This is a genomic window from Ignavibacteriales bacterium (genome assembly GCA_026390595.1).
GTDB lineage: Bacteria > Bacteroidota > Ignavibacteria > UBA10030 > UBA10030 > UBA9647.
This window is the reverse complement of sequence record JAPLFQ010000025.1, coordinates 172,927-185,298: the sequence shown is the minus strand read 5'-3', so window position 1 is coordinate 185,298 and position 12,372 is coordinate 172,927. Positions and strand designations below refer to the sequence as shown.

The 12,372-nt window shown below is 53.5% G+C and carries 10 protein-coding genes; all 10 read right to left on the bottom strand.

What is annotated here, in order from left to right:
- Positions 1-28: 28 nt before the first annotated feature.
- The 10 genes from NTU47_14675 to NTU47_14630 all read right to left on the bottom strand — a co-directional run bounded on the left by NTU47_14675 (position 29) and on the right by NTU47_14630 (position 12,317).
- Positions 29-1,144: a DegT/DnrJ/EryC1/StrS family aminotransferase gene (locus NTU47_14675; protein ID MCX6135055.1), complete on the bottom strand. Its 1,116-nt coding sequence runs from the start codon at positions 1,142-1,144 to the stop codon at positions 29-31.
- A 1-nt stretch (position 1,145) separates the two neighbouring features.
- Entirely contained in the window at positions 1,146-2,558 is a 1,413-nt protein-coding gene (locus NTU47_14670) for a sugar transferase (GenBank protein MCX6135054.1), read from the bottom strand.
- A 204-nt stretch (positions 2,559-2,762) separates the two neighbouring features.
- On the bottom strand, positions 2,763-3,752 hold the full coding sequence (locus tag NTU47_14665) for an NAD-dependent epimerase/dehydratase family protein (GenBank protein MCX6135053.1): 990 nt from the start codon (positions 3,750-3,752) through the stop codon (positions 2,763-2,765).
- Positions 3,749-4,915, bottom strand: coding sequence for a glycosyltransferase family 4 protein (locus NTU47_14660; protein ID MCX6135052.1), 1,167 nt, complete (start codon positions 4,913-4,915; stop codon positions 3,749-3,751). The genes NTU47_14665 and NTU47_14660 overlap by 4 nt, the downstream gene beginning before the upstream one ends.
- A 92-nt stretch (positions 4,916-5,007) precedes the next feature.
- On the bottom strand, positions 5,008-5,970 hold the full coding sequence (locus NTU47_14655; GenBank protein ID MCX6135051.1) for an SDR family oxidoreductase: 963 nt from the start codon (positions 5,968-5,970) through the stop codon (positions 5,008-5,010).
- Between the two features lie 225 nt (positions 5,971-6,195).
- Complete coding sequence (asnB, locus tag NTU47_14650; protein ID MCX6135050.1) at positions 6,196-8,094, bottom strand: asparagine synthase (glutamine-hydrolyzing); 1,899 nt, start codon at positions 8,092-8,094, stop codon at positions 6,196-6,198.
- On the bottom strand, positions 8,094-9,164 hold the full coding sequence (locus NTU47_14645) for a glycosyltransferase family 4 protein (protein ID MCX6135049.1): 1,071 nt from the start codon (positions 9,162-9,164) through the stop codon (positions 8,094-8,096). The genes asnB and NTU47_14645 overlap by 1 nt, the downstream gene beginning before the upstream one ends.
- Position 9,165: 1 nt before the next feature.
- The gene (locus tag NTU47_14640; GenBank protein ID MCX6135048.1) at positions 9,166-9,840 is read right to left on the bottom strand and encodes a class I SAM-dependent methyltransferase; all 675 of its coding nucleotides are present in this window, start codon (positions 9,838-9,840) and stop codon (positions 9,166-9,168) included.
- 204 nt (positions 9,841-10,044) lie between these two features.
- Positions 10,045-10,995 (bottom strand): glycosyltransferase family 2 protein, encoded by a 951-nt coding sequence (locus tag NTU47_14635; protein MCX6135047.1) that lies wholly within the window; start codon positions 10,993-10,995, stop codon positions 10,045-10,047.
- 35 nt (positions 10,996-11,030) lie between these two features.
- The gene (locus NTU47_14630; protein MCX6135046.1) at positions 11,031-12,317 is read right to left on the bottom strand and encodes an O-antigen ligase; all 1,287 of its coding nucleotides are present in this window, start codon (positions 12,315-12,317) and stop codon (positions 11,031-11,033) included.
- Positions 12,318-12,372: the final 55 nt, after the last annotated feature.

Here is a 12,372-nt window from a genome sequence, read left to right as displayed (position 1 = left end):
CGACAGTTGTGGTGATAGTGAATTTGTTCTACTGCTTGCCCAACCCTTCCAGGACTGAATGAGCTATGAACCGCTGTTGTTCTTCGGTCAGCTCAGTGTGTATCGGAAGAGAGAGAACTTCTGCTGCCGCCTGTTCGGTCACCTGGAAGGACCCGGCCGGCTTTCCTGCAACCAGGAACGCCTGCTGTTGATGCAGCGGGATGGGATAATAGATTGCATGAGGAATCTTCTTCTGCGTGAGGTATTCATCCACTTTGTTCCTGTCACCGATCCGCAGCGTGTATTGGTGGAAGATATGACGCGTATATGGTGCTTCGTACGGCGTCGTGATACCGTTCACCTTGAAAAGCTTATTGTAGAAGTGGGCCGACGCCCGACGGGCATCATGCCATTGATCGAGGTATTTCAGTTTGACGTTGAGGATCGCCGCCTGGAGCGTATCAAGCCGGCTGTTCACGCCAAGGACCTCGTGGTAGTACCGTTTGCGTGAACCGTGCATGATAATGACCCGGAGTTTGTCGGCGAGCTTGTCATCGTTCGTCACGATCATACCTGCATCGCCGAACGCACCCAGGTTCTTGCTCGGGAAGAAACTGATGCACCCCATCGAACCGATGCCGCCGACTTTGCGTCCCTTGTAGTCCGCTCCCATCGCCTGGGCTGCATCCTCGATGACCGGAATTCCGTGCTTTCTGGAAATCTCCATGATCGGATCCATATCTGCTGCGTGCCCGTAGAGATGCACGGGAAGTATCGCCTTCGTTCTGGGTGTGATCGCGGCTTCGATGGCCGCCGGGTCGATATTGTAGGTCTGTGGATCGATGTCCACATAGACCGGCTTTGCACCAAGAATGGCGATCGTTTCCGCAGTAGCCACAAATGTAAAGGGGGTCGTAATCACCTCATCACCCGGACCAATTTCCAGCGCCATCATGGCTACCTGGAGAGCGTCCGTGCCGGAGGCACAGCCAATGGCATGGCGCGTGCCGAGGTACTTCGCTGCAGCGACTTCAAATTCCCCCACTTCCTTCCCAAGGATGTAGTAGCCGGAATCAAGGACCTTGTGGATTGCCTCGTCGATTTCGGGCTTGATTTTCTTGTACTGTGTAACCAGGTCAACCATTTGAATATTCAGTGTGCTCATATCAGGTATGTCCTTTTCCCATTATCATGACATAAAATGTATTAAAAAGTATCTTTAAATCCATCCGCCACGACATGTTCTCGATGTAGAAGAGATCATATTTCAACTTCACTTTCACATCTTCGATGGATTCGTCGTACTTGTGCTTGACCTGCGCCCAGCCGGTAATGCCGGGACGCACCTTGAGACGACGCTTGTAGAGCGGTAGTTCCGCCGAGAGTTTCTCCACGAAGAACCCACGCTCGGGACGCGGACCCACCAGACTCATGTCTCCGCGCAGCACGTTGATGAACTGCGGAACTTCGTCGATATGCAGACGTCGGAGAGTTCTTCCGACCGGCGTGACGCGTGGATCCTTCTTCGCGGCCCACACGGGCCCCGATTTCTTTTCTGCATCGACGTACATCGACCGAAACTTAAAGATCCTGAACGGCTTCCCGTTCTTCCCCAGCCGCTCCTGGCCGTACAAGACCGAGCCCGGAGAATTCAACCTGATGACCACGGCGACCAGCAACCAGAACGGCAGTCCCACGACCAGGATCACGAGGGAGGCGAGCATATCGAGAGCGCGCTTGAGTGATTCCTCCCACGGCTTCATGATTTCGGGGTTCACCTCGATCAGGGGTGCACCGTAGATCGAGCTCACGCGGGCCTGGCCGCTCACGATATCATACATATCTGCCATGATCTTCAAACCCACTTCATAGCCGGCACACTCATTAATGATGCGAATAAGTTTTTCGTGTTCGGACGAATCGAGGCCGATCAGCACCTCTCGAACATCATGCTGAAGTATGAGCGACGACAGCTTTTCCATCGAGCCGAGAAGCGGAATATCTTTGTAGTCACCTCGCGTGCGTTTCGGGGTCTTTCGCTTCGCCGTCTCGACAAACCCCACGAGTTTGTACCCCAATGCCGGGTACTTGAGGACCATATCACTCAAATCCCTGGCGCTCTCAGACCAGCCGACAATAAGTGTGTTGCGGGCACCGATCCCGTTTTCGAGCAACCGCTTTTGCGTGGCCCGCATGGCCAGGCGTCCGATGCTCACGAACCCAAACAATACTATCCAGTAGGCAGCGATGAGCGTGCGCGTACTCGACTGGGGGTGCGTCGCTGTGTCATCGATGAAGACAAGGAAGAAGAGGACAAGAACCCCTGCCCCGGTTGTTCTGAAAAGCGTGATAATTTCGTCGAGACGGGATTGGGCGTACCACGACCGGTAGAGACCAAAGAAGGCGAACAGGAAGAGCCAGTAGACATAGATCGTCAGCATCGGCAGGTACAGGTCCGGCTCGATCGGATTGTTGAACAGGCCGCTCCGCACCCGCAACACGTAGTACGCGGTGTACGCCAGGTTGATGGTGAAGAAATCGAGCAAGAGTAGGACTATTCGCTCTGTGCGTTTGTTCATTGGAAGACGCTAAGTCTGATTAGAACATATCTCAAAAAGGGTTGTCACTCCCGACTTGTTTACCCCGAGGACTTTCCTCGGGGCCCCGAATTCCTTTTCGGGGATGTTTCAATCGGGAGTCCAGAACACGCAGTCTGGATACCCCGCCTGACCGCTGGCGGGCTGGCCACCAACCACGAGCGGGAATGACAGTTGAGGTGGCTTTCAGTCCAATGTGTCGGATAGATCGAGATCCCCTTTATTGGATAGATACCACCGGACGTTTTTTTCAAACCCCTCTTCGATACTGTACCGGGGCTGAAAGCCCATCGCAAAGATCTTTTCGGCATTGTGACACGTGGGCGTATTGAACTTCCGGATCCTCGCCGACGTAATCGGAAAATCCCGGCGAGTGATATTGCCCAACAGATCGAACACGCGCGCAACCGAGAGAGCGAGTGGCAGAGGAATTCTCCTGCTTGGGACTGTTACTCCGGCCTTCTGTGCGATAATATCGACGATCTCTTTCGTCGTCAGCTGCGGCCGATCGGAGTAGTTCAGCGTCAACACGCCGGGAGCCATCGTGTTCAGTAGCAAGATCGTCGCATCGACAAGGTTCTCCACGTACGCTACGGACTTGATATTGTCTCCCTTGCCAACCCAGATGAACTGCTTGTCGCAGACTTGCCTGACGAGCCGGAAGATGTTCGCACGATTCCTCGGTCCAAACACTACCGTTGGACGCAGGATGACGACTTCCCTGGCCGGATCTTCCGCTGCCCATACGCGGACTGCGTCCTCTGTTTTCAGCTTGGAGGCGCCATAGTCGTTGTTTGGATTCGGGAGTGTGCCATCAGATGAAGGCTGCGAAGCACCATAGACCGCAACCGAGCTAAAAAAGACAAACTTGTTGATCTTCATCTCCGACGCAGTTCGCAACAGCATTTTCGTTCCATCGACATTGACGCGATAGTATTGGTCTCTGTCGACGCCAAAGTCCTTGTGTTCGGCAGCAAGGTGGATAATGCAATCGGCGCCTTCCATGGCTTTGCGAACAGAATCCTTCTCAAGGATATTCCCCTGCACATGATTGACGACATCTTCGGAGTCACGCAGCGGCCGAAGATCGATCCCATGGACCTTGAAGCCCTGTTTCACAAGAGCTTTCGTGAGATACGTTCCGATAAATCCAACGTTTCCGGTTACAAGGATCATTTCAAATTCCGATTCTGTGCGGCTGCAGGTACGCTTTCTTGCAGATGAGCCGTGAGACCCATCGCCCTGAAAATCTGTTCGTTCACATTTCTCACGTCGAAGCGTTCCTCAGCGAGTTTTCTGCTCTCTTTGCCCATCGCTGCTCGCCGGTCTGGATGAGCAATCATGTCCTTCATAGCTGCTGCCAGCGCATCAGCATCCCGCGGCGGAACCAGCAACCCGTTCCTGCCATTCTCCACCGTCTCTCTGCAACCAGGGACATCTGTCGTGATGATCGCTTTGCCCATCGCCATCCCCTCCAGGACCGATCTCGGCACCCCTTCGCGATACGACGGGAGGACAACCACATCGGCGCGACCGAGAATGTCGCGAACATCGTCGGCTTCACCAAGATACTCAACAAGTCCGTCATTGACCCAACTGCTGACGACCGAACCCTCGATGTGGGTTGGGTTGTCGGTGTCGATTTTCCCCAGCATCTGGAATCTGGCATTGGGTTTTGATTCTCTGGTCATCCTCGCAGCCTCGACAAACTCGAGCACTCCCTTGTCTTTAAGGATCCTTCCCACAAACAGGAACGTGCAGTCCGACTTGTCGTTTGGGCTTCCGACGTAATGAAACCGATCGGTATCAACACCCGATCCTGGGATGACTACGGTTTTTGCTTCGGTGACGAGACGATGGTCAACGAAGTACTTCCTGTCGTCTGGGTTCTGGAACAGAACCGTATGGGATCTTCGCAGCGCGCGCCGGTATAGCCGGTGAACCAGTGGACGCAACATCCGCTGCACCAAACCTTCACCGATGAAAACGAATCCGAGCCCTGAGATCATGTTCACGATCCTGCCAACACCTGCAAACCCGGCCGCCAGCGATCCGTAGATCACCGGTTTGATCGTATTATGGAGCACCACATCCGGCCGTTCTTTGGAATAGATGCGATACAATCGGGCGAGCAGGAGCAAATCACCGAAGGGATTCAGCCCTCGACGGTTCATCCGGATCTCAACGTACCTTGCACCCAGTTCTTCGAACCGGGGCGACCATTCGTCTTTCGGCGCCAGGGCCACGACGTCTGTCCCGGCTGATGCCAGATCACGAAAAATTTCTCCCCTGAAGTTCTGGAGGTACCAGGATGTATTTGCCGCGATTACTGCTTTCAAACTCACTCCCCTCAACAATTTGCGCGATTCACGCAAAAAGAAATTAACCACGGACTTACACGGAAAAGACACGGATCAGATGGATTGACCGCCTACGCAACACCTGTTCCACGATTGCCCTTTTCGAGTTCGACATACCATTGCACGGTCCGTTTGAGCCCTTCTTCCCACCCAACTGTCGGCTTGTAATTGATCGTCCGTTCTGCAAGCGAGATGTCAGCGAGGGAGTGCATCACGTCCCCTTTTCGAATCGGCTGGAAGATCGGCGAGATGGTTGTGCCAAGAGCTTTGTTCAATCCGTTGACTAGATCGAGAAGAGTGCGGGTTTCTCCACACGCGATATTTAACGTTTCACCGGTCATGCGCGGAGCACTGGCAGCAAGAAGGTTGGCGAGTACAATATTTTCGACGTAGCTGAAATCCCGCGACTGCAGACCGTCACCAAAAATCACCGGCTGCTTCCCATTCATCATCATCTTGATGAACTTCGGAATCACGGCGGAATACTGTGAGTCCGGGTTTTGGCGAGGGCCGAAGACATTGAAATACCTCAGCGCCACAGCTTCCAGCCCGTATAGTTTGAAAAATACCTTGGCATAGTACTCGGCAGCCATCTTTGCAACCGCGTATGGCGAAAGAGGCCGGGGTGGAAGGCCTTCATGCTTCCGGTCGATGTCAACGTCGCCATAGATTGATGACGACGAAGCGAACACCACACGCTTCACACCCTCGTCTCTGCTGGCCACGAGGACGTTCAAGGTCCCGCCGGCATTCACTTCGTTGCTGTTGAGAGGCTGCTCGATCGATCGTGGAACCGATGGAAGCGCACCCTGATGGAGCACGACGTCCACTCCACGTGCAGCGATTCGCACGGTTTCGAAATCGGTCAGACTTCCTTCAACGAGCTCGATGGAATCGCCAAACGGGCGGAGGTTTTCACGGTTGCCCGTCGAGAAGTTGTCAAGAACCCGCACACGTTCGCCGCGCTTCACAAGCTCAGCGACAATGTTCGATCCAATAAAACCAGCACCACCGGTGACGAGAAAATGAGCCATTTCTTCAACCCTTTCTGGAATTTCTATCGCACAATCGCCAAAAACTCATTTCAATGCTTTCATCGCAGAGACGCAGAGATCGCCGAGCAACGCGGAGTTTATGACTCTTTTCCTCTGCGATCCTCCCCGCCAGACCGCATGGCGGGCTGGTGCGGACTCCGCGACTCTGCGTTAAGAACCTTGATAATCCAGACCGATACATTTCACAGGGAATGTCGGGAAACACTACACTGATTGCCGGTCGATATACACCCGGTTCCACAGTTCGAAATTGAGCAGGAACCAGAGCGCCGTATCGTATACTTCTTTCCCTTCGCTGTGCAGCTTGTAGAGCTTCTCGATATAGGGCGCGTTGAAATAGCCACGACGTCGAGCCCGCTCATCTGTCAGCGTTTGAAAAACAAACTCCTTGAGCTCTCCTCTGAACCAGGGATCCGTCGGAACGGCGAAACCATGTTTTGGTTTCTTCAGCACTTCCGGAGGAACCAGACTCCTGACTGCCTTCTTGAGTATCATCTTCGTCGAAGTCCCGCGGATCTTGTATTTCCCGGGAATCTGGAATGCCAGTTCGACGAGGCGATGGTCCAGGAATGGGAGCCTTCCCTCGAGACTGACCGCCATCGTGGCTTTATCCACCTTTTCCATGTAGGTATCGGACAGCCACGTCTTGAGATCGACATACATTATCCGGTTGAGATGATCCAGCGATCGAGGACCATTCAATTGACGGTTGTAGTAATGTGGATAGGGCCAGGTCGGGTCGTATCCCTCGATCTCTTTCTGGAATTCCGGCCGGAACAACTCTTCCCTCATCTCGCGGGAAAACACTTCAAGCCACGCCCCATAACGAACTGCGGGATCAGAGATCGGCAGCGTTCGTGCTATGCGTTTCGTCCGGCGAAGACGCGGGACTGCACCGACAAGAGCCGGAACCAGCGATCGGGTGATGAGCCCGGGTAGTCTCTGGTACCTCTGCGCCATGAGGTCGGCAGCGTACCGTCGATACCCTCCAAACAGCTCGTCTCCCCCCTCGCCGGCCAGAACTACTTTTACATGTTTTCGCGCAAACTCGCTGATCAGGTAGACAGGAAAATTGGCGGCGTCCCCAAACGGCTCATCGTACTGATAGACAAGCTTCTGCAGCGTCCCGATCATATCGAGATGATCGACCCGGAGCTCGTGATGCTCGGTCCCGAGGAAGTCGGCAACTCGCTTCGCGTCGGCAAGTTCGTTATACGCTCCGCCGATCGTGAAACCGAGCGAGAATGTCTTGACGCGTTCACGTGTATGCCTGCACATCAAAGCGACGATGGCGCTTGAATCCACTCCGCCACTCAAGAATGCGCCCACTGGCACGTCGGCCACCATCCGGCGCTTGACCGAATCATCGAGCAGCGCGAGAATTCTCTCAGCATACTCTTCTTCTGAGAGTTCTTTTCCGTCGGAGATCTGGGGCTCATCCCCGACATCCCAGTACTGCCTTGTTTCGACCTTGCCTCCCGCCGCGATGAGGTAATGTCCCGGAAGAAGTTTGAAAATGTCCTTGTACATCGTGTCCGGAGCCAGGGAGTGGCCAAACGTCACGAAGTTTGAAAGTCCACGCGGATTCACCTCTCGCGGAATTGTTGGATCTGCCACAATCGACTTGATTTCAGACCCGAAGACCAGTCGATCTCGTCCCCTGAAGTAGTAGAGAGGTTTCTCCCCTATTCGGTCGCGGGCGACAAAGAGGGCTTGCTTCGCGTCGTCCCAAATGGCGAACGCGAACATGCCGTTGAACTTCTTGAGGCAATCGATCCCCCACTCTTCGTAGGCGTGCAGGACAACTTCGGTGTCTGAATGTGTTGTGAACAGGTGTCCGCGTGATTGCAGCTGCGGACGCAAGTCTTCGAAGTTATACAGTTCACCGTTATAGACGATGCAGCACGATTTCTTTTCGTTGAATATGGGTTGATGCCCGCTCACCAGATCGATGATACTGAGCCTGCAATTGCCGAGAAACACCTGCTCGTTCGCCCACGTCCCCTGTTCATCCGGTCCGCGATGATAGATAGCTTTCATCTGTTCCGCGGTATGAGCGAAATGGGAAGGGTTCGTCGAAAGTATGCCGAATATTCCGCACATCAGCGTTTGCCCTTTTGAAACTCTTCAAGCAGCGATGCAAGGCGCGGTGCGGCGACCTGCAACGAATAGCTCTGCTCAACCTTTCCTCTCCCTTTCCGCCCCATTTCCAACCGGAGCGAACGGTTCTCTTTCAGCGTTCTCAGCGCCCGAACCCATTGGTCCGTCGTCGACGCCAGAAAGCCTGTCTTTCCCTCTTCAACGATCGTGCTGTTGACTCCAACCGGCGAGGCAACAACAGGACGGGAGCAGCCCATGTATTGGATCAGTTTGTGTCCGCATTTTCCCCGCTCCCAGGGGCCGTCGATGAGCGGCATAACTCCAACGTCGAACTTCTGCATCTCTTCCACTTCCGTCTTCTCGCTCCACAGCCTGTGTTCACAATGAACACCTGACAATTCAACTCCTTCCGCTCCTATCGTCACCACCCTCGCTCCACCTTCGCGGCCCACGACTTGCAGCGCTTCCCGTATTTCGTTCAGGTAGTGGACCGTCTTCGGTGTTCCGATCCAGCCGATCGTGAACTCGTCGGACTGTGCCGCCGGCGTCACTGGATATTTTTCGAGATCGATGACGGTGGGCAAAATCTCCACTCGTTTCGCGCCCGCCTCCCGGGCGCGTGATGCAAGGTATTCGTTTCCGGCAATAACCAGGCTCGACCGGTTCATGAGGTGATCGATCTTTTTCCCCAGGGCTGCCCGCACGACGGCAGAAGGATGCCGGTCATAGCGATGAAAGATCGCATCGTCATAATCCAGAACAAAAGGTACCGAAGACGACAGGAGCATCGACTCCATCCAGTATGGGATCCACGGCAATGCCTCGTATTCAATCCAGAGGAGGTCGAATTTCCTCTTCTGCAGCATGAGCAGCTTTCTGTGAACAAGTGCTGCGAACACGTCGAACACGGGCATGCTTTTTCCGGCATACAGCCGCTGCAGATAGAGATTGCTGAGCAGCGGTGCAACCTGAACCGTATGGCCCCGGCTTCGGAGATACGGCAGGTATTGATAGCTTCTGTACCGGCTGCTTGCTCCGAGTGTGTCGTATCGGCTGAGTAGCAGAATCTTCACTTCAATTCCTTTTTTCAAATACAGCAAGCATGGTGCTTCTCAACTGCGCCAGAAACGGGAGTCTCGCAATGATGTACCATCCACCAAAGACCATCGTCAGGCCCGGAGAAGACAGCGGGACCTGTTCCAGGAATTGAAGAGTGCTGAGTCTCAATTCCCCGATTCCGTTCTTCATCGCACCCGGCGTGTTACATCGATGGAATGTGGGAAACACGTCTTCGGCGGCTGTGTGAAAAGTTTTCCGGATCAATCCTTCCTTCAGGCGATACGGCAGAAGACCCGGGAAGAACACCAGTGGGCTCAGGCTGTTGGTCGTAAGAACGACCATCTTGCCGCCTGGTTTCAGAATCCGTTCGATCTCCTCAAAATCCCCGGGGATTTTTTCGAGATGTTCAACTACCATTCTCAATGTCACAATATCTGCGCAACCCGAACGAAGGGGGATGCTGCGCAAACTCGCCTGGATGAAAGGAGCGTTTGCGAGTTCCGGATGAATCATCGCGTCAAGACCGACCGCGAGTTTCGTCTTGGTTCCGTAGACCGCGACATTTTCATTACAGCCACACCCGACATCCACCCAAACCTTATCGCTGGAGAGTTCTCCCGAGACCAGTTCATTGTAGACCTCGTAGCGATGGCGATAGCCTGGGTTGACCTTTCGAAAAAGAGATTCCACCACCGTCCGCCTCATGCAAGGTCAGAAAATAACCGCAAAGACCGCGAAGAGCGCTAAGAGTGAACCGCTGTTATCCGCAAAGCGCTGATATTTCCTTTGCGTTTCTTGGCGCCCTTTGCGGTTCTCTTTGTCAAGGCACCGGTCGCATTGAACCGACTCCCTGCCACGACAGGTTGGCAACCTGTCCGACAAGCTTCTCAGTTCTCAAGCCGACTTTCTTCCCCTCCCAACCATCAGCAACGGCAGCGCACCCCATAGGCGGGCATAGCCCTTCACGGTTTCGCTGATTGTTTCACCCGAGCCCTTCAGGATCGCGAACAGAATCCGGGTGATCGGCTCGATGAACAATGTGGCAACGGCAACCATCGTCGCAGTCATTCCGTCAAAGTTCTTGTAGAAGAAGAGGATCCTGCTCCTCAAGGAATAAAACATCCTTGTCGCCCTGATCTGGTCGGTTGTTCCTCCCCCCTTGTGATAAGCCGGAGCCGTTGCAAGGTAGTAGCTTCGCAAGCCAACTCTTCGGGCCCGGAGGGCGAAATCCACCTCTTCAAAGAACACAAAATATCTCTCGTCGAAACCGTGAAGCGCTTTGAACAGCGCGGTTCTGACCATGAAAAACGCCCCGATAACCTGATCTACTTCACGGCTTTCCCTGTGATCCCACTCAGTCATGAAATGACTTCTGAACGCCCCCGGAAACAATCGATCCAGGCCGAACATCATTGAAAGGAATCTCCCAGCGGTCGGGAACCGGGCACAGGAACGGGAGATTGTGCCGTCATCGTCGATCAACTGAATCCCGAGGATCCCGGTTTTCTGCTGTTCCGGAGAACTCATGCACGAAACCGCCGCCGCGAGGGAGTTCTTTGATAACCGCGTGTCGGGGTTCAGAAACAACAGGTGATCAGCCGCGCTCTTTTCTGCCCCTTGGTTGCACGCCGAAGCGAACCCCCGATTTTCGTTGTTGTGCAAGACAGTGATCGGAAGTTTCAAATCCGACAATCCCTGAGTTGAACCGTCCGTTGAGGCGTTATCAATAACTACCACGCGCCGGACTTCGCAACCTGCCAGATGCGACTCCTCGATGGATTGCAGGCACGGACGCAGATAGTTGCCCGCGTTCCAATTAACAATCACGATATCAAGAGACGGCATGGTCGTTATCTATCACGAACGTCGCTTCCTTGGATTCACTGACTCGTCTGAAGCCTCGCCGGCGCTGCCGACAAAGCAGGGACCGCTCGGACCCGGATATAGCGCAGAACGGCATACATCACGACGACATTATACACGAACCAGAGAAATCCAAGAGGGCTATTGAAGAATGTCATGAACATCACGAACATTGCAACGCTGTAGAAAGCAAGGCTTCGGATGTTTGGACTAGTCCGGAGCCAGTAGTAGGCTGAAGCGATACCCCAACCCACAAGAGCGGGAATGATTGCAATTCCGAATGTTCCGAAATCTCGGTAGTAAGTCCAAAATGCAGTGTAAGTATTGTAGTTGCTGGTCAAATAGGGCGTGTCGACCATCCCGAAGTATTCGCTGATCCAATGTTTAAGGCCCACGAGGGCCGTCGTGAAATCAAAGGTGTAGTAGCCGTACGCCAGACTGTCGAGTTGTTGCACCGCTCGTGCGAAATTTTCCAGGTTCATCACAACGTACATGTAAGGCTCAGTGAAGATCGCGTACGCAGGAGAGAATTTCATTGCGGCCGATGTATACAGAAACAATACCAGGACCTGGCCAGTGCGGAGTGATGACACAAGAAGGAAGAACAGGCTCGTCCCCAAAAAGTACCAGATGACGGTCGACTTCCTGAGGTGCGATGTTGTATAGTAGATGAGCGTTGCACAAACGATGCCCGTCATCATGATCTGAAGGCGCTGAAGCAGGAAAAAATACGTGAGCAGGGATATTGCGGTCATCGCCAATACGACCCGTTTCTTTCGCTTTTCACCTCCGGCAATAAGCAGATAGACAACCGAGAAAAAGACAACAACGACAACGTTCTGAAGAAACAGCCCGATGCCAAACATCGTAAAGTCATGTCGGGCAATCCATGGCTTGGCACTAAAAAGAGGAGGTGTCACCCCCTTGATAAACGTTATCACAAAATAACCAAAAATATAGAGGGCGAATGTAACGGCAATACTTATGAAAAGCCTGTGCTCGTCAACGTCTTTCGTCCAGGATTTGCGCATCAACTCGACGGAAAGTAACTGTCGCCCGATATTCTGAACAAACGCTATCAATGTGCCTATCAAGTAGCTGGACACACCGATGATCAGCTGGATCCAGCTTGTGATTGACCAGTTCTCCTGTAAGCCACTCAATTTCAAATTCGTGAGACCTATGGCAAGTGCCCAAACAAATCCGAGCACGCGCGCTGGAGACAACGCGTCCGCATCCCGCCGCATCGCGCTGGCAACAATCGCCAAGCAAATCATGAAACACAGGAATGATAGAGCGTTCATACAATACGTGTCAATGTATCGGGATCAGAGTGCGCGACTGAACAGCTTGACAGAG

What these genes read in the sequence shown, in the direction of transcription:
- NTU47_14675 (MCX6135055.1), bottom strand. Translation starts at nt 1,144, where the DNA reads ATGAGCACACTGAATATTCAAATGGTTGACCTGGTTACACAGTACAAG.
- NTU47_14670 (MCX6135054.1), bottom strand. Translation starts at nt 2,558, where the DNA reads ATGAACAAACGCACAGAGCGAATAGTCCTACTCTTGCTCGATTTCTTC.
- NTU47_14665 (MCX6135053.1), bottom strand. Translation starts at nt 3,752, where the DNA reads ATGATCCTTGTAACCGGAAACGTTGGATTTATCGGAACGTATCTCACG.
- NTU47_14655 (MCX6135051.1), bottom strand. Translation starts at nt 5,970, where the DNA reads ATGGCTCATTTTCTCGTCACCGGTGGTGCTGGTTTTATTGGATCGAAC.
- asnB (MCX6135050.1), bottom strand. Translation starts at nt 8,094, where the DNA reads ATGTGCGGAATATTCGGCATACTTTCGACGAACCCTTCCCATTTCGCT.
- NTU47_14635 (MCX6135047.1), bottom strand. Translation starts at nt 10,995, where the DNA reads ATGCCGTCTCTTGATATCGTGATTGTTAATTGGAACGCGGGCAACTAT.
- NTU47_14630 (MCX6135046.1), bottom strand. Translation starts at nt 12,317, where the DNA reads ATGAACGCTCTATCATTCCTGTGTTTCATGATTTGCTTGGCGATTGTT.